This is a genomic window from Rhizobium lusitanum, assembly GCF_014189535.1.
Classification (GTDB): domain Bacteria; phylum Pseudomonadota; class Alphaproteobacteria; order Rhizobiales; family Rhizobiaceae; genus Rhizobium; species Rhizobium lusitanum_C.
In genome coordinates this window covers 1,532,127-1,550,095 of the sequence record NZ_CP050307.1, presented here as the reverse complement: position 1 = coordinate 1,550,095, position 17,969 = coordinate 1,532,127, and the positions used below count along the sequence as shown (strand labels likewise).

Annotated in this window: 17 protein-coding genes and 2 pseudogenes; 9 read left to right on the top strand and 10 right to left on the bottom strand. The window is 56.9% G+C overall.

Annotation, left to right across the window (positions count from 1 at the left end; translation table 11 throughout):
* Positions 1-269: 269 nt before the first annotated feature.
* The gene (locus tag HB780_RS10190; RefSeq protein WP_183687394.1) at positions 270-1,127 is read right to left on the bottom strand and encodes an alpha/beta fold hydrolase; all 858 of its coding nucleotides are present in this window, start codon (positions 1,125-1,127) and stop codon (positions 270-272) included.
* 971 nt (positions 1,128-2,098) lie between these two features.
* Between HB780_RS10190 and HB780_RS10185 the strand changes: the two genes are divergently transcribed.
* Entirely contained in the window at positions 2,099-3,379 is a 1,281-nt protein-coding gene (locus tag HB780_RS10185) for a cation:proton antiporter (protein ID WP_183687392.1), read from the top strand.
* Between the two features lie 203 nt (positions 3,380-3,582).
* Here HB780_RS10185 and HB780_RS10180 read toward each other — a convergent pair.
* The 9 genes and pseudogenes from HB780_RS10180 to HB780_RS10140 form a co-directional block, all read right to left on the bottom strand.
* Positions 3,583-4,090: pseudogene (locus HB780_RS10180) on the bottom strand (cupin).
* A 143-nt stretch (positions 4,091-4,233) separates the two neighbouring features.
* Positions 4,234-4,617 carry a response regulator gene (locus HB780_RS10175; RefSeq protein WP_183687390.1) on the bottom strand — a complete coding sequence of 128 codons (384 nt, stop codon included), beginning with the start codon at positions 4,615-4,617 and terminating at the stop codon, positions 4,234-4,236.
* Between the two features lie 418 nt (positions 4,618-5,035).
* Positions 5,036-6,118 carry an extracellular catalytic domain type 1 short-chain-length polyhydroxyalkanoate depolymerase gene (locus HB780_RS10170; RefSeq protein WP_183687388.1) on the bottom strand — a complete coding sequence of 361 codons (1,083 nt, stop codon included), beginning with the start codon at positions 6,116-6,118 and terminating at the stop codon, positions 5,036-5,038.
* A gap of 429 nt (positions 6,119-6,547) precedes the next feature.
* Positions 6,548-8,092 (bottom strand): DHA2 family efflux MFS transporter permease subunit, encoded by a 1,545-nt coding sequence (locus HB780_RS10165; RefSeq protein WP_183687386.1) that lies wholly within the window; start codon positions 8,090-8,092, stop codon positions 6,548-6,550.
* Positions 8,076-8,582, bottom strand: coding sequence for an isoprenylcysteine carboxyl methyltransferase family protein (locus tag HB780_RS10160; protein ID WP_183687384.1), 507 nt, complete (start codon positions 8,580-8,582; stop codon positions 8,076-8,078). Before HB780_RS10160 ends, HB780_RS10165 begins: the two co-directional genes overlap by 17 nt.
* Positions 8,579-9,631, bottom strand: a complete 1,053-nt coding sequence (locus HB780_RS10155) for a type III polyketide synthase (RefSeq protein WP_183687382.1) — start codon at positions 9,629-9,631, stop codon at positions 8,579-8,581. Before HB780_RS10155 ends, HB780_RS10160 begins: the two co-directional genes overlap by 4 nt.
* Before the next feature lie 20 nt (positions 9,632-9,651).
* Positions 9,652-10,020 carry an FAD-binding oxidoreductase/lyase gene (locus HB780_RS10150; RefSeq protein WP_183687380.1) on the bottom strand — a complete coding sequence of 123 codons (369 nt, stop codon included), beginning with the start codon at positions 10,018-10,020 and terminating at the stop codon, positions 9,652-9,654.
* Positions 10,021-10,320: 300 nt separating this feature from the next.
* Positions 10,321-10,692 (bottom strand): response regulator, encoded by a 372-nt coding sequence (locus tag HB780_RS10145; RefSeq protein WP_183687378.1) that lies wholly within the window; start codon positions 10,690-10,692, stop codon positions 10,321-10,323.
* A gap of 71 nt (positions 10,693-10,763) precedes the next feature.
* On the bottom strand, positions 10,764-11,816 hold the full coding sequence (locus HB780_RS10140) for a sensor histidine kinase (RefSeq protein WP_183689680.1): 1,053 nt from the start codon (positions 11,814-11,816) through the stop codon (positions 10,764-10,766).
* Between the two features lie 483 nt (positions 11,817-12,299).
* Here HB780_RS10140 and HB780_RS10135 point away from each other — a divergent pair, with 483 nt between their 5' ends.
* The 8 genes and pseudogenes from HB780_RS10135 to HB780_RS10100 all read left to right on the top strand — a co-directional run bounded on the left by HB780_RS10135 (position 12,300) and on the right by HB780_RS10100 (position 17,885).
* On the top strand, positions 12,300-12,509 hold the full coding sequence (locus tag HB780_RS10135) for a cold-shock protein (protein WP_003504088.1): 210 nt from the start codon (positions 12,300-12,302) through the stop codon (positions 12,507-12,509).
* A gap of 133 nt (positions 12,510-12,642) precedes the next feature.
* Entirely contained in the window at positions 12,643-12,867 is a 225-nt protein-coding gene (locus HB780_RS10130; RefSeq protein WP_034479759.1) for a hypothetical protein, read from the top strand.
* Between the two features lie 31 nt (positions 12,868-12,898).
* Positions 12,899-13,279: a DUF6481 family protein gene (locus HB780_RS10125; protein WP_183687376.1), complete on the top strand. Its 381-nt coding sequence runs from the start codon at positions 12,899-12,901 to the stop codon at positions 13,277-13,279.
* 152 nt (positions 13,280-13,431) lie between these two features.
* Positions 13,432-13,707, top strand: coding sequence for a hypothetical protein (locus HB780_RS10120; RefSeq protein ID WP_183687374.1), 276 nt, complete (start codon positions 13,432-13,434; stop codon positions 13,705-13,707).
* 296 nt (positions 13,708-14,003) lie between these two features.
* Positions 14,004-14,186, top strand: a pseudogene (locus HB780_RS10115) (IS5/IS1182 family transposase); the annotation flags it as partial.
* A gap of 440 nt (positions 14,187-14,626) precedes the next feature.
* On the top strand, positions 14,627-15,133 hold the full coding sequence (locus HB780_RS10110) for a YciE/YciF ferroxidase family protein (protein WP_183687372.1): 507 nt from the start codon (positions 14,627-14,629) through the stop codon (positions 15,131-15,133).
* 134 nt (positions 15,134-15,267) lie between these two features.
* Positions 15,268-17,370, top strand: a complete 2,103-nt coding sequence (catE, locus tag HB780_RS10105) for a catalase (RefSeq protein ID WP_435693882.1) — start codon at positions 15,268-15,270, stop codon at positions 17,368-17,370.
* Positions 17,371-17,435: 65 nt separating this feature from the next.
* Complete coding sequence (locus HB780_RS10100) at positions 17,436-17,885, top strand: hypothetical protein (protein ID WP_183689721.1); 450 nt, start codon at positions 17,436-17,438, stop codon at positions 17,883-17,885.
* The last annotated feature ends 84 nt before the right edge of the window (positions 17,886-17,969 follow it).

The window sequence follows — 17,969 nt, the reverse complement described above, 5'->3', positions numbered from 1 at the left end:
TTCGAAATCAAGTTTATTACCCGGCTATATATATTGATTTCGGCGAAGTGCCTCAGGCGCGTTGACGCGCAATTATCTGCGCAGGACGATCACATACAGGCAAATGGCCTCGTTTGGAACTATACAGGGCAACGCGTGTTTTGCTTTCGGGATCGTGGGCGTGTCAAGCCGACGCGAAAGGGATGGTGAACATGGTGGTTTTTCGGTTTTCCTACCATGGCCAACGAAACGGCAGGCGAGCACCCTACCTTTCCGTCCGCGATTTCCCGTCAGCGCAAGAATGATTTTAAGGCCTCCGCCATGGCCATAGGGTTTTCCTCGGCGATATGATGTCCGCTGGCGATCCCGTGCCCTTCGATTTCGCTGACCCAAGGCCGCCAGATGTCGATCGGGTTCCCGTACAGCTCTTCCATGTCGTCCTCGGTCGACCACAGGCAAAGGGCCGGACATTGCACTCGTCTTCCCGCCATTCTGTCTTCGAGGTCATGCTGCCGATCGACCGTCAGTCCTGCCCGATAGTCCTCCACCATCCCGTGAACGACCGCCGGGTCGTGGATGACATCAAGCAGATCCTGATACGCCTCGGCACCCATCAAGTCCGGTCTCAGCTCGCCATACCACGCTAAAGGATTTGCCGAGATGGCGCGCTCAGGCTTGTCCGGCGTTGCGAAGAAGAACCAGTGCCACCACAACCGCGCGAACTTCTCGTCAGCGCGTTCAAGCGCTTCCAGAATGGGAACGCTGTCGATCACGGCAAGTTTTATGACGGCGTCCGGATGTTCCATCGCCATCCGAAACGCGACATAGCTGCCACGATCGTGCCCCGCGACTGCAAACCGCTTGTAACCTAGCTGTCTCATGAGGCCGACGCAGTCCTGCGCCTTGGCACGCTTGGAAGATCCTGCATGGCCACCGCTTTCCGCCGGCTGAAACGAACGACCGAAACCTCGTAAATCCGGGCAGACAACTGTGAAGAACGGCGATAGCAGATCTGCGACCTGTCCCCATGTCATATGCGTGCGGGGATGACCGTGCAGCAGCAGAAGAGGAGGCCCGGAGCCCCCGTGGCGGACGCGAAGTTCTCCTGGCCCGACGTCGATCATTTCCAATTGGAAGCCCTCGAACATACATCCTCCTGATCCTCAGATGCCAATATGGAGCGGATGCAAAACTTCGAAGAGCAGCAATGGATGCATCGCCGTCCGAGCTTGGCACTATTGCCTTCAGTGAGCTGGCGCTGTTGCCGGCGGAGTTGAATTAGCCGCCGATGGCTGGGTAGTGGTCTGAGCAGGCGGAACGCGAGATACACTCGCGACAGGCCACAAGCTCCAGGCTAGAGTAGCGACCAGCACGACGGTAAGAATAGCGATCCAAGGCGACCACGCCGACCGACTGACTGGCGTTGTTCTGAGGTCGAGGCGTGGGTTGTTGATATCTTTGCGCATTGCAATACTCCTCCACGATTCAATTCCTTGACTGTGATAAGGGTTCCACCGACAATGCGAAATTGGTGCAGAGCAGAGAATAACGAGGTATTTGCACGAAATTCCTGCGCCTGATTGATGTCGGGGAACACATTCCGCAGGCAAAGGCGGCGTTTCATCACGGTCGCCGCTGGCCGACGTGGACTTAAACTCGGCGTCGGCCTGGCGCCAACGATCCTCGTGCTGACCTTCCAGACGGCCTTCCGTTCCCCGGGGTTAGGCGGCGCCCTTGATATAGTCGTGACTGTTGGTTTCCTCTATCGATATTGGTATTGCCGCGAACCCTGGCTCCGTGTTTCTTCATCGGGAGCAGACGCTATCCGTCGATGGCCGATTTCTGACGGCACGCCTTATCAAGGGCTTCAGTCGCTCGTTTCTGAACCGTTCTGGGAAGCATATGTGCCGGCCGGTTCTTATCGACTGAGCTTAGAGAACTCGTGCATCGGCAACAACGCTGATGCCGCTCGGAACGATGCAGCAGCGACAACGTTCATCACTACATCCCCGCCGACCAATGACGTCGCGTGCGAGAAAGACCTTGCAATGCGGAAACGCTTTATGAAGCCGTGGCCGCCGGTCCGGCTATCAAGCAGCCCCAAAGGAAGTAGCCCCGCATGGACGCATATATGGTCACGCTGTTCATCTTCGGTGTCATCGTGCTGTTGACTGCGTGGCTGCCGCTGGCTTTGCGTCGCATGCCGTTATCGCTGCCGATTTGCTGTGTCGTGATCGGCATGCTTCTACCATGGTCGCCACTCGCGCCTCTTCCGCGCATGAACCCGCTCGATAGTCGCGAACTCACAGAACATCTGACGGAATTCGTCGTGATCGTGTCTTTGATGGGCGCCGGCTTGAAGATCGATCGGCCGCTCGGATGGCGACGATGGATGATTACCTGGCGATTGCTGGGGATTGCCATGCCGATCTCAATCGGAGCGATTGCCCTCCTCGGCTGGGGCATTCTCGGGCTCGGAGTGGCCTCTGCACTCTTGCTCGGCGCGGCGCTCGCGCCGACCGATCCCGTGCTGGCATCCGATGTCCAGGTCGGACCGCCGCAGACCGGGGAGGAGGACGACATCCGTTTCGCGTTGACCTCGGAAGCCGGTCTTAACGACGGGCTCAGCTTCCCCTTCGTTATGGCTGCTATCGCCATGACTTCACAAGGAGGTAACGACTACGAGCGGATTGCCCATTGGTTCGCCTTCGACGTCATCTGGAAACTGGCGGCAGGTATCGCGTTGGGCTGGCTAACCGGCCGCATACTCGGATATCTGACATTCAAGATTCCAAGGGCCAGTCGCATAGCCAAAACAGGCGATGGGTTGGCTGCGCTGGGTTTCACGTGCCTTTCATATGGCGCAACCGAACTTATCCACGGATACGGTTTTGTCGCGGTGTTTGTGACGGCACTGACGCTACGCGGTGTCGAAAGGCAGAGCAGCTTTCATGGTGAGCTCCATGATTTTGGCGAGCAGATCGAACGGCTTCTGATGATGGTCGTGCTTGTCGGCTTTGGCTACGCACTTGCCGAAGGATCGCTGATGTCTCACGTCGACTGGCGTGTCGTCATGGTAGCGGTGCTGACGCTCACGATAGTCAGGCCGGCGGCGGGTTGGATCAGCCTGATCGGCGGCCGGCAGCCGCGTGCTGAGAGGTTTATCGTTTCTATCTTCGGTATCAGAGGGTTGGGATCACTCTATTATCTGGCCTACGCATCCGGAGAGGCGTCGTTCGACGGGATTGAGGTCATCTGGGCGACGGTTTGTCTGATCATCCTGTTTTCGGTGGTCGTCCACGGTGTGGCAGTTACGCCCGTCATGCGATGGATCGATCGTGAACGAGGCGTCGACAGCATGCGCCCAACGACGACCGACAGCCAGCATTCTCACGAATAAATGCCCCAAGCAGCTGGCTATTATCAGTATTGCGAATGAACAGAAGGTATTCGCAATGATATTCGCCAACTCGCGACAAGCCACTAGCCGATTTAGCCAATGCTTCACGCATTGTAGATCTCCCATGTCACACTTGAAACGCTGCATGACGACAAAAGATCAACGAGTAAAATCCCGTCTTTCATCGTCTTCTGCCCAGGCATTCAACGCCAGCTCTCGACCAGACCCCTTACGATCCTCGGATGGGATCGGTAACCGGCACGGGCAATGACGAGATGATTGCCAGCATGTCGCTCGTGGCGGCGGCGGTCTGAATGTCGGCATGCTGGCCGGCCGGATAAGCGCCGACAACCTCGAAGTCCGGGGAGCAGCCAAGGTTTCGGTGCCCTGTTTCAGCGGGGAGGATCAAGCAATCTCCCATTGAGACCTCTATCGCTTGTCCTTTTGGACCACCAATCAACAGAGTGGGGCTGCCACGTCCAACATCCATACCTCGTGAGCACCGCAATGGTAATGCTGGTAGTCAAAGACGCCGTTTTTCCAGACGCCAGTCCATCCGTTCGCGGCGAACAAGGTTTCGAAATCCGCAGATGATCCGCCAGCCGGCAAAGCATCCCTGTAAATTAAAACGGGGAACCGCTGGTTGTTTGGCACCCATTCACTTGGCTGAAATGTAAACCGGCTCCGAATAATGACCTCGTTGGGATTCATTTCAAGAATTTGAAATTGATAGGAAAATCAGAGCATCAACGGGTCATGGGTAGCGGCGGTCGTGACCACTTCTTATTCCGAAAAGGCTGCATGTATTTCAATGATTTAAGCGCCAGCTCAACAGAGTCGTTCTTGGATGCTTTTCACAACCTGCCCAGCAGCGTTGTCTTGATCGCTTGTATGATGTCCCCGGGAGGCGACGGCTTCGAAAGCCATATACCGAATGCGAAGGCTGGTTCCTGCTCGCTCACGGTCTCCACGTCACCTGAATAGACAATGAAAGGAACTTTTCTTTCCACGAGCGTCCGCACGACGCCGCTGCACATCCCGTCTTGCAGCCGAGGATCAACAATGGCGAGCATTGGATCGCCCTCTTGTAACCAGGACTCCGCTTCAGCGCAGGAAACGATAGTGCGGATTTGCGTAAATCCCGCTTCGCTGAGGATTTCCTCGAGATCAAGAGCGATGAAAGGCTCATCTTCAAGCAGTAGGATAGTCCCGACCGTCAATCCATTCAGCTGCTTCATATTGTGAACTGACTGGCACTTAGTGCCTGCATGAGAGGCGATTTGCCCGGGACTGCATTCATGCGTCACGGACTTTGCGTCGATGGATTTCCGTCAGCCAGTTATGCTCGAGAAACGACGGTACCTCATTTTGATCCGCGATAGCTAAGTGCCAGAGGCCCATAGCTGACTAGCAATGTCAAGATCCCACCGGCCCACCATCTCGAAGTCGAAGCGTTCACACTTTTTGATGAAGGCACCATGCGCTACAATGATTTCGGCCACCTCGATCGCTGATATCCTGCTCCGGTTCAGCATCGCGACAGCATGACAGCCAAATAGGTATGCGCCACATCGGACGAAGCTTCTGTCGATCAGAATCGTGAGACGACAACAAGGCTCGCGGGACGGGATTGTTCTCGGCCACGCTGCCGAGCTCTCAGCGCATGAGGCCGGCGGAGCGAAGGGCGTTTTCGATGATGGCCTGGATACCGTCGGCAGGGGCGAGTTTTGGCCGTTCCGGCAGTATGTCGTTCTGACCGGCCTCGGGATGACTTCGTCTACCAAAGGACGGCGTCAGGCCCCAGGATCGGGCGATATGTGCGGTTGACGAGACGCCCACATCAAGCATGAACGGAGCAGCGATGCCAAGGCCACTCTGGGTATCGATCGGCGTTCCATGGCCCATGCCGTCGATGCTGTGGAACTCAATTGGGGCAAAACCATCCTCCATCTCCCATCTGGTGATGCGATGGTTGCCCTCCGAAGACGAGGACTTCGGCGAAGAGGAGGCCACACCGTGAACGCTCCGCCACTGCTCGACGAGCCCTTGTGCGTTTGCCTCCGCAACAGTGTGGTCCTCGGTACCCTGCCAGATAGAGACAAGTGGCCACGGCCCCTCATGAGGTGACGCTTCGACGATTTTAGCTGAAAGGAGCGCCGCGGGCGGAAGGTCATAACCGCGCATTCGCTCAAGGGCTTCGGGAACTGTGGACGCAACGTCGTAAGGCAGCCCCGCGATAATCGCACCGCCGGCGAATACTTCCGGATAGGTTGCGAGCATGACATTGGCCATCGCTCCGCCGGCGGAAAGTCCAGTGATGAAGACCCGCTTGGGATCGACCTCGTGCTGCCGACACACGATGTCGATCATCTGACTGACCGAAAATGCCTCCCCTTCGCCGCGGCGGATATCCCCGGGCGAAAACCAGTTGAAGCAGAGGTTGGCGTTGTTCTCCCGGCGCTGCTCCGGAAAAAGAAGAATGAAGCCATGTTCGTCAGCAAGACGGGACCAACCGGAACCATTGTCGTAGGCTGCGGCTGATTGTGTACAGCCGTGCAGCACCACGACGAGGGCGGGAGCCTGTTCCTGCGGAGAGGGAACATATATCTTTGCAGCCAGTCTGCCCGGGTTTGGGCCGAAGTCACCGAGGTCACCGAGCCGAGATGTCTGACCACTGTTGCCAAAGTGCCCAGCTTGCTGCTCGGCGAGGCGTTTGATCGTATCGGAAAGGGATGTCATTGCACACTCCAACTATCAGAGCCAGAATGGCAGTGATCAAGCTAAACGTGTTCGCCACCAATTTGTTGCACTGCACAAAACATTATGCATGAGCGAACAAACGCAAATCTGTTTGTTGCTTCTCATTGTCAGGTTAGCCCGGCGCTAATTCCAGCGTCCGCCATGACACAATGAGAGCCGGCTGTTCTAAGCTGGCCTCTCGATCTCAGTTTAGTTCCACCGACGGTAGCACCCACACACGGAGCTCGCACCACGAAGACCCGCCTCGTCACTAAGCTGCATGTTGGATCAATCACGTTATTTTCGTTCGCGATTGCATGGACTGAGAATGTTGAATTTTGATCTACCAATTCTCTGGTTCATCAGTTTTACGGGAAGACAAACGTTTTACGCAGAATGACGGTTGGCCGACCTTGTACCTTCATGCGATCACTCTGCCGGAGCAACCGGTCTGGCAAATGGCAGACACAGTATCGCGCAGCCCGTCAGAACCGCCATGACGATCCACGCTTCGTTGAGCGCCTGAACTGTTGCGGCGGTCTGTAGCAAAGGATCAAGCATTGCCATTGTCTTCTGATCTAGGGCGCCCTTGTGATCCGCGATGGCTTGTAGCGGAACTCCAATGAACGTGGCTGCATCCGTGTCCCCCGCCTGCAGGCGTGCCAGAAGCGTTCGCCCGATCGGCTCCGAGCGGGTGTAAATGATCGTGTCGATCAGGGCGATGCCGATCGCGCCACCCAGATTCCGCATTAGGTTGAACAGCCCGCTCGCATCCGGCACCTTGTCCGGCGACAGTCTACCCAGCGCCAGACGCGTTGGCGGCAGAAGGCAGAACATGATGGCGGCGCCGCGCACGACCTGCGGCCAGAACATGGCGTCGTAGTCTGAACGCGGGTCCTGAAACCCACTCATGGCGATGCCGATGGCAAAAACCGTGAAGCCGGCGGCAGATAGCAGCCTGGCGTCCACGCGCTTTTCCAGTGCGACGGCGATCGGGGCCGTCACCAGTTGCGCCGTCCCGGTCACGAGCATGGTCATGCCAATTTCGAGCGCGTTGTGTCCCCTGACGAACGCCAGGAAAACCGGCATGAGATAGACTGACCCGAACAGTCCGATCCCCAGAACGAAACTGAGGATCGAACCTGTCAGAAAGTTTCGATCGCGGAAATTGTCGAGGTCTACGAGCGGTCGTGTCCGATGCAATGACCGCCAGACAAATGCGCATCCGGATGCGGTCGATAGACACAACAAAGTAACAATATAGACCGAGATCCAGCCGCTTGTCGGTGCTTCCTTCAGCGCGAGTTCCAAAGACGCAAGGCTGACGGCCATCAGGACGAGCGACAGCCCATCCAGATTCCGAAGCTCGGAAGTATTTATATCTTCACGCGGCAATGACCGCAGGGCTACCAGCGCTGCAGCAATGCCCGGCAGGACGTTGATCAGGAAAAGCCAATGCCAGGAATAGGTTTCCGTCAGCCAGCCGCCAACGATGGGTCCGACGGTCGGGGCGAGCACGGCCAGCACTCCTGCGACCGTGGTGGCGACGGCTTGGCGCTCTTTCGGGAAGAGAATGAACACGGCAGAAAAGACGGATGGGATCAAGGTGCCGCCGGAAAAACCCTGGAGAACGCGCCAAGAAACGAGGCCACCGAAACTGCTGCTCGTGGCGCAGCCAGCGGACGCGATGACGAACAGCGTCAGCGAGGTGACGAACAACCATCGCATGGTCAGAAACCTGGTCAGAAATCCCGTCAGCGGTATCGCAACAACTTCGGCGATGAGATAGGCGGTCTGAATCCAACTCATTTGATCCGGATCGATGTCAAGCGCTGACTGGATTGTCGGCAGCGACGTCGCAACGACTTGCACATCGAGAATCGCCATGAACATGCCGACGCACATAGCCATGAAGCCTGTCCACACCAGCTGAGGGTTGATGGCAGAGTGTGGGAGGTCAGGCCTGTTCTGCATGGGACAATCCTGAAAGGGCTGCATTCTCGGCCTTGATACGTATCACAAGGATCAGAACATTGGCGATCGTGAACCCGAGCGCATAAAGCGGCATATCAAAGCACATCGGAAGAACCGCGATTTCGCCGATCACAACAGCATAATTCGGATGCCGCACAAAACGATAGGGCCCTTCGGCCACAAGCGTTTCTCCGGGCACAACGATGATCCGTGTCGTCCATCGCCGACCAAGCGTGGACAGGGTCCAGAGCCGCAAGATCTGAAGACCTGCGAAGACTGCGACCCATGCCAGATTAACCGGCATATCCCACGCGAGAAGCCAGAGCCCGAGGAGCCATGCAGCATGCAATGCGACGATCGCCGGATAGTGTGAGGCTGCGATTTCGACAGCTCCCCTTGCCATCAGGATCTGCGTGTTGCTTCTGGCAAGCCCGAGTTCGCCCAGCCTTTCAAGGGTTACCGCCGTCAACAGCAGGATCGGCCAGATCATGCTGCCGCCTTTAAGGACGCGCAACTCAGCGTAAATCCAGGTCCCAGGGCGGTGAGCAGCGTGCGCCGCGGCAAACCGGCGGAGATCAGCCGTTCCAAGACGAACAATGCCGTTGGAGAGGACATGTTTCCATAATCCGACAAGACATCGCGTTCGTGGTTCAATGTGCCCTGGCCAAGGTCAAGCGCCGATTCCAGCGCATCGATCACCTTCGCACCGCCGGGATGACAGGCAAACCGGTCGACGTTGTCAATCGTCAGGTTGGAGCGCGCCAGAATGGACGCGACGGCAGGCTTAATGTTCGCCTCGGCAAACGGCGGTATCGCCCGATCGAAGATCACGCCCAACCCCTCCGGCTCGACGCTCCAGCCCATGATGTCCAACGTGTCGGGCCAGGTATGCTGGCCGCTCATCTCGACTTCGGCGATGCCGTCATCCGTCGCACGAAGAACACAGGCCGCCGCGCCGTCACCGAATAGAGCGGTTGCGACAATGTTGGCCTTCGTCAGCTTATCGATGCGAAAGGCAAGCGTGCAGGTCTCCACTGCGACAAGCAGAACGACCGAACCCGGCCTGGACGCAGCTAGTCGCGAGGCAATGGAAAAGCCTGAAACGCCACCGGCGCAACCGAGCCCGAAAACGGGAACGCGCTCGACGTCGGCGCGAAATCCCATCTGTGCACTGACCCGCGCCTCAAGGCTCGGCGTGGCGATGCCAGTGGATGAAACGGTAACTATCGTATCGATATCTGTCGCCAAAAGGTCGGCTGAACGCAACGCCTTAGTTGCGGCTGATACGAACAGGGAGCTCGCGCCCTCGATAAAGGCGTCGTTCCTGTCTGGCCAGCCCGGCGTCTTGAGATACCAGTCGAGCGGACGAACGGCATATCGACGTCTGATACCGGAGCTTTCGAAGACTTTTGCCAAGCGTTCGAAGTCTGGAAAGCGGGATGAAAATGCTTGGTGGGATGCGAGTGCGGCGTCACGCTGATCGATGACATGAGGAGGGACGGCAGTCCCGATGGAGATAAGCTTGACAGATTTCGGCATGAAATTCCCTACGCGAGCGCTTATCGGCCATGGGCCGGCTGCGCCGCGGCGGGTCCGCCACAGCAACGTGCCGAGATGACAAAGGTTTCATGCAGTGCTGATAAAATTAGAGATTCGGTGCCGTGGATTTTTGCGTTTCGAAGCAATGATGCGGTGAGTTGCACCGGATCGGCTGATACTGAAATCGCGCTGTCGACGGCTGCCTGCCGATGAAGCCCATGTCGTTCCCGAAGAGTAGCAGCGTCGAGCAGTTCCGCTTTGATCCCAGCCTTGGTTCTGGCATCGACCTCCGTCTGAAGTGGCCGAGCGCTGCATGCCTCACCCGGCAGGAACAGCGTATGCTTCCTCTCGAAGGCACATTGTGAACCAGCTCTGAACAATGCCCCCATTGAGATCTCCTGCAAAAAATTGAAACTGATAGGAAAATCGGAACATCAATGGGGTCATGGGCACCGCCGGTATAATCGCTGCCTTCTCCGCAAAACGGGTTGTATTTCAACGGTTTAAGTCAAATCTTCACGGGGTCACCCTTGGATGTTTTTTCACACCAGCTTTAGTACTCCTGTCCAAGAGGCAATAACAACTCACAAAACTCTCTCGTCCTGACCAAGCCACGGCGCGGGCGCGGTAAACGTCAAGCCGGTGTGCGATCAGACTCCGGACACCCTTACTCGCGCATCCGTGAGATATCAGCTGCCCAAAAGCATCCTGGCCATCGCGTCTGCGATGGCATGATCGCTATAAGGCTTTGAGAAGAATTGGCTTCCCTCGGGAAGGCTGCTCTCTTGGAGGATAGCCCTGCCGGAGGCAACCATCAGCTTTACCGGCGGCCATCGGTTACGGATGTAGTGGGAGAGCTTGATGCCGTCCATGGTTCCCGGCATTTCCACGTCGGTGAAGACCAGGTCGATATCGGATCTCGATTCCAGAATGCGAATGGCCTCTTCGGCGTTGCTCGCCTCGAGCGCTTCGTAGCCCGCAGATTGAACCAGGTCCACGGCGCCCATTCGAATAAGCGCGCTGTCCTCGACCACCAGGATGACCGCCTTGCCATTTAACATATGTCACTCGGTTTTTGTGTGAGCGGGGAACCCTGGACTCAGCTGATAACGTTTCGGTGAAAGGTCAGTTCCTAGGCGGCCGCTGGAATTCTGGTTCGACGGGCGGCATCCCCGCGATGACTGATGATCACTGCGGTTCCAGGGCTTACGTCGCTCAACTTGATCTCACCCTGTAGATTCCGGGCGAGCGCCTCGACGATGCCTGTGCCTAGTCCAGCCTTGGCAGCGACACTGCCAGTCGGCATGCCGACGCCGTCGTCAGCGACCGTAAGTGTCCAGTCGCTGCCCGTCGAGCGATAGTCGATCGCGATCCTTCCCGTTTGCTGTTCAATAAAGGCATGTTTGAGAGCGTTGATCACCAATTCGGTCACGATAAGCCCCAGACTTACGGAGACGTCCGCTTCGACGACGCTGTCATCCACTGTCACCGATATCGAGAACCGGTTCTCGTCAGCAATCATCGATGCGCCTAGACTCTCGCAAAGCTGGGTGAAATAGCTGCGAAGCTCGACATTGCCGCCGCTCGATGTGGAGAGTTGTCGCTGAACGGCCGCGATCGACATGACCCGGTGATGAGCGTTGTGAAGATGTCCGCGCGCTTCCTCCGACTGCACCCGACGTGCGCTCTGCATAAGGACACTCGCAATGATCTGAAGGCTGTTTGCGACCCGGTGCTGGACTTCCTGTATCAGGATTGCTTTCTCCCGGACGAGGTCATCTTTCAGTTTTGCTTCGGCGCGCGCGTCGGTCACGTCGGAGAGGGCCACTAGCAGCCGGATACGGTCCTTGTCACCATCGTCAAGAACTTGTGCATTGACGACCAACTGGCGTGTCTTCTGATGTGGCCGAATGAGGTCAATTTCGTAGGCCTCGATCTTTGCGCTCCCGGAGGCCGTCGCCTTCAAAAGCGAGGCGAGCCTGGGCATTTCCCACTCACCGTTTCCAAGCTCACTGAGTGCTCTGCCGGGAATTGTCGCAGGATCGATCTCGAAAGTTCGGCAAAACGATGTGCTCGCCGCAATAACCTTCTGGTCTGAGGACAGGAACAGCAACGGCTCGTTCGATGAGACCACGACGGCAAGTGTACTCGCCGCCTCGAAATGGACAATCGGTTCTTTGGACACGGAAATGGCCCTCATGGGCCGAAAACTCGCGTAGCGGGTCATCACTCGGCAGGAGCGCCGCCAACACAACCGTTGTACCGACGCCCTAAGGCAAGCTAGCACGTCCACCGTAGATCAGCACCACACTTAATTGGCACGGCCGATTATAAGGCGTTTCTACTCCAATGCCGGAGATATCGAAGCGGGCGAGGTCCAGGACGGTGTGGCCACTTTCGAAATTGCGACGGAGCAGGGCAACGAGAATTCCGGCTGGATGTAAAGTTTCCGACTGCAACCATATGTCGAGAATTGGTCTTCTGAAAAACTAAAAGTTGACAACTCGATGCGGGCAGCCTAAGTAAGAGTTGTCGATATTTGCTTGCTGAGCTTTGGTTACCGCGCGTTTGGCACCGCGCCCTGAACGAACCTTCATTTCAAAAATCGTTATCACCATCCGCAACGCGAGAGCGTTGTGGTCTCTCTATTGCTATGAAAGGGTTCATCATGACCACTGGCACAGTTAAATGGTTTAATTCCACCAAGGGCTTCGGCTTCATCCAGCCTGACAATGGCGGCGCCGATGCGTTCGTCCACATCTCTGCCGTCGAGCGTGCAGGTATGCGCGAACTCGTCGAAGGCCAGAAGATCGGCTTCGAACTGGAGCGCGACAACAAGTCGGGCAAAATGTCGGCCTGCAATCTCCAGGCTGCCTAACGCACCCGGTATCGGCTTTCCTTTGACCACGGATGTACTGGCACTGTTGAGAGCATGATACCAACCCAAGGTCAGGCAAATTGCCTGGCCTTTTTTATTGCCGTATTGATCCGGCCTCAATCCAGGAAACACCATGGCACAGACATTCAGCAAATCTCGCCAGCAGGCGGAGGTTGCCTTCGGCAATGCCCAATCGCAATTCTTTGCGCGCAACAACGCCGTCGATGAACTCGACTTCCTGACCCGTTCCCGTGAGGAAAAGACGCTGCGCCTTCGTGAAGCGCGCCTCGCAAAGGAACTGCAGGACCGCACCGCGGCGACCGCTTCGCTTCTGGTCAAACGCGCCAGGAAGCCCTGATCTTTTATAACCCGAATCCCAGGATGAAGACTTGAAGAACGCCAAGAACAACGACCTTACCGATCGCCGCGCCGCCGCTACGCAGGCAAAGACGGCTCTCCTGACTGCCTATCGCACGGCGCAGGCTGCGGCCGAGCCGACCAGGTTGGCGCGGGAGGCGGAACGCGTGGCCGTTGCCGCGGCCAGAGAAGAGCGGCGGCTTGAGCGCGAGCGGGTCAAGCTTGAGGAGCAAGAGCGGCTGGTGGCTGAGGCGGCCGAGCGGCAGGAAGCCGTAATTGCTGCAGCCCGCGCCGAAATCGAAGCGCGCGAGACAGCCGAAACAGGCCGTATGGCTCGCTTGATTGAAGATGAAGCCGCTCGAAAGGCAGACCGCGACAGGCGCTATGCCAACCGCAAGGCTCGGCAAGCCTAGCAGCGACATCCCTTATAAGGCCGGCAGTCTATCTATCTCTGCTTTACGTGCGGCGTGCATTGAATGCCGGCTGTCTCCGACATTGCAGCAACGTCGACCTAATCAGCATCGTTTAAATCGTTGCTGAATATTAATCACCCACGGGAGTTTCCATGCCAGAAAATACCGGCGAGCTTCAGGCCATTAATACGGCCTGGCAGATCGCGATTCAGGAAATCCTGCGGATGGTCATCCGTGATCTGTATCGCACAGACGGAGAGGCGGCGTTCATGAGTCACGTCAAGCGTATCGAAGAGGCAGCCGTCGACAGCATCTATTCGGACCTAAGGCTGCGCGGGACAGATGAATGGACGGAAGTGCTCGTTAAAGAAAAGGCGAGCAATTTTGTCACGACCTTGCTGACATCGTTTACGTTTGACCGCAGCTAAAAGCGTTGCGTCTGAAGCCTGACGCTTCATCGAGTTTGTCGGCCATTTGATCGCCGCTATATGCTGGTCGCGCTGACTGTCGATCCGCTGCGAGTGCAAGACATCCAGTCGTTCGAATTGGCGGCAAATCTCACGAAAGAAGCGGTCCACAATTTTGGAATTGGTTTCGTTCAAGCACTAGACACTTGCTTTCACATCTCGACAACTTGCTCCCAAAGTGAGAATTGGTGCAGGGATCAAATTTCAATGTTTTGCCTCTAAGCGGCAGCGATCAAACATAGCTTGATTGGTCCGGCATGCCGTATAAGCACAACACCGCCCGTCGACACCGTATCAGCAAGATGAAATTTAAAGTAACGAACTGGCCGGAGTACGAGGCGGGCCTTCGTCGTCGTGGCAGTTTGACCCTTTGGGTAACGCTGGAAGCGCTTAGCGGTTGGGCTGCGTCCCGGCGCAAGACAAGAGGCGGTCATCATCGGGCCGCGTTTGCGCGCTCGTTCATTCCGTGCTCAGCAGACAGAGGCCACGATCGGCGTCGCCATTCTGAACCGAATGCTCGCCTGCGCGCGCCCGAAATCCGTTCGATGCAAGGCACCGACGGCAGCAACGAAATAAGTGAGGTATCAAAGACCAAATGCTGCCCTGTCGCTGAGCGGTGCACCAACGCCTCGTTGTACAGAAGGCTGTTCTTTTCTTACTGCCAATCAGCGGATCGGTCCTGCCGCAGAATTAGACAATGTTCTGGTTCATTTGACTCTCAATCAATCACGCCCCCGTGAAGGGTCCGAACTGGACCGCGCCTATGCAAAGCGTTGCTGCCATAGCAATCGCCGGCGAAGAATCGGGGGACCGCGTGGAACTTCGATGGAGTTCACTGGTTAGCTAGCACCACCCCTCGAAAATTTGATTGGATTTAACGATGGCGACCGAAAAGACCTTGCACGACCTGTTCCTCGATACGCTCAAGGATATCTACTTCGCTGAAAAGCAAATCCTGAAAGCTTTGCCGAGGATGGCGCGTGCCGCGCAATCGGAAGAAGGCAAGGCGGGTTTCCTCAAGCATCGCGACGAAACCCAGGGCCAGATCGAACGCCTTGAACAGGTGTTCGAATTAATTGGAAAGCCGGCTCGCGGCAAGACCTGCGAGGCCATCCAGGGCATTCTGGCCGAAGGCGAAGAGATCATGGAAGAGTACAAGGGAACAGCAGCGCTCGATGCTGGCCTTATCTCTTCGGCGCAGGCCGTCGAACACTATGAGATTGCTCGCTATGGTACGCTGAAGTCCTGGGCAAAGCAGCTTGGGATCACGGACGCAATTCCCCTGCTGGACGCCACCCTCCAAGAGGAGATCGCGACCGACAAGAAGCTGACGGCGCTGGGCGAGTCCTCGGCGAATGCCAAAGGGTCGTTGAAAAAAGCCAGCTAGCCAGTCACCGACACTCATCAGGCCGCCCTTTCGAGGCGGCCTTTTGTTTTGCTGGTGTCCTTCGCATTCGAAACTTACAGGAGGCCTAGATGGCCAAGAAAGTAACGACCGCATCCCCCGCCCCGAAACCCGAAATGGTGACTATCCATGACCAGAGGCTCCGACGCGGCGCTGGCGGTGAACTTCATCAATTCACGGAAGGCGATGCCCCAGTGCTGACGACAGCGCAAGGCGGGCCGGTGGCGGACGATCAGAATTCGCTCCGCGTTGGTCCTCGAGGGCCTCTAGTCGTGGACGACTTCCATTTTCGGGAAAAGATCTTTCATTTCGACCATGAGCGCATTCCCGAACGGGTCGTCCACGCCCGTGGTTATGGTGCTCACGGCTATTTCGAGACATATGAATCTCTGGCGGCGTACACCAAGGCCGATCTCTTCCAACGCCGCGGCCAGAAGACCCCAGCTTTTGTCCGCTTCTCCACGGTGGCCGGCAACAAAGGGTCGGCCGATCTGGCGCGCGATGTTCGCGGCTTTGCCGTCAAGCTCTACACGCAGGAGGGAAATTGGGACTTGGTTGGCAACAATATCCCGGTCTTCTTCATCCAGGACGCAATCAAATTTCCAGACCTTATCCATGCCGCCAAACAGGAGCCGGACCGGGCGTTCCCCCAAGCTCAAACCGCTCACGACAACTTCTGGGACTTTATCAGCCTGACGCCTGAAAGCATGAACATGATCATGTGGACCATGTCGGACCGAACCATCCCTCGCTCCCTCCGTTTCATGGAAGGTTTTGGCGTTCATACCTTCCGGCTGGTCAATGCCAAAGGCGAATCCACCTTCGTTAAGTTTCATTGGAAACCAAAGCTCGGCCTTCAGTCCGTTGCCTGGAATGAAGCGGTCAAGATCAACGGCGCCGACCCCGATTTCCACCGACGTGATCTGTGGCACTCGATCCAGTCAGGCAATTTTCCCGAATGGGAGTTGCAGGTGCAGCTCTTCGATCAGGAATTCGCTGACAGTTTCGATTTCGACGTGCTCGACCCGACCAAGATCATTCCGGAGGAAATCTTGCAGCCGCAACCAATCGGCCGCCTGGTGCTCGATCGCATGCCCGACAACTTCTTTGCCGAGACCGAACAGGTCGCCTTCATGACCCAGAACGTTCCGCCCGGCATCGATTTCAGCAACGACCCGCTGCTGCAGGGCCGCAACTTCTCCTACCTCGACACGCAGTTGAAGCGCCTCGGCGGCCCGAACTTCACCCACCTGCCGATCAACGCACCAAAGTGTCCCGTTTCGCATTTCCAGCAGGACGGCCACATGGCGATGCACAACCCGACCGGCCGGCTGAACTACGAGCCGAACTCCTCCGGGGAGGGGCCGCGGGAGTCGCCCACGCGAGGCTACCGCCACTTCGCGGCGGAAGAACAGGGAACGAAGGCCCGCCTGCGTTCCGAAAGCTTTGCCGACCATTACAGCCAGGCCCGGCAATTCTACATCAGCCAGACGACACCGGAACAACGTCACATCGCATCAGCCCTGACGTTCGAGCTGAGCAAGGTCGAAACGCCCGCGATCCGCGAACGCATGGTGTCTCATCTCCTCAATATCGATGAGACCTTGGCAAACACCGTCGCACAAAAGCTCGGCTTCCGGTCAATGCCAAAGCCGGCTGATGCTGCAGTGCCGACCCGTCAGGATCTCAAGCCCTCGCCGGCGCTTAGCATCGTGGCACGTGGCCCGAAGCGTTTCGAAGGTCGCAAGCTCGGCATCCTTGTCACCGACGGTGTCGATATCAAACTGTTAAAAGGGCTGACTGCGGCCATCACTGCAGAAAAGGCCGTCTTCGAACTGATCGCACCGAAGGTCGGCGGTGTTACGGCGTCCGATGGAACCTGGATCCAGGCACATCATATGATCGATGGTGGCCCATCCGTCCTTTTCGATGCGGTGGCACTGCTGACGTCGGCCTACGCGATTGCAGACCTTGTCAACGAGGCGGCGGCGCGTGACTTTGTTGCCGACGCTTTCCAACATTGCAAGTTCATCGGCTTCGACCAGTCTGCAATGCCGCTCTTGGCAAAGGCTGGCATCGCGGATTCGCTTGACGAGGGCGTTCTGGTCCTTCCCGGCGAGAAAGGTCTTTCCACCTTCGTCGCAGAGCTTGGCAAACTTCGTGTCTGGGGAAGGGAGCCGTCCGTAAAACTCGGCAAGGCATCGCCGCCAAACCAATAACCGCGATATGGGCGCAGCAGAAATGCTGCGACGCAAATACAACTGAATCAGGAAAGGAAACCGCCTTGGAAAACTTGCAGGAATTTGCAGCCAGCTCGAATGGAGACCAATGGCTCCTCGCGGAAGACCCGGTCACCGAACAGATCGTTATTCTCCATCGCGGCAATCGGTCCTCTGGCGGCCATGAAACGCGCCTATCCGTAGAGGTCTTTCTCCGTCAGACGCCCCGCGGGCCGGAGCACGACGCCCTGCTTACCCTGTTGAACAAGAAGGGCGATCAGGATCGAGTTCAGCAGGGTGCCGCAAACAAAACGCCGTCATTGAAGTTGGCAGAGGAATACATGCAGCTCGGCGGCCGCCGACGTGCGAAGGTCGATGATAACATCATCAGCACCCGGAAATGGGAAAACGAGCCAGCGGAGGCAGAAGCGTTCTGGAAGGAGAACATCGAACCGATGGACGAGAAACAACGACAGGAGGTTGAACTTCACCTACCTTCGATAAATGATGTTTGATACCACATCTTTAACCCTGGTTGTTGATTTCCACTGATGGGTTGGATGCCCCTCCCACCGGCATCGCACTGTGCCATGATGGTG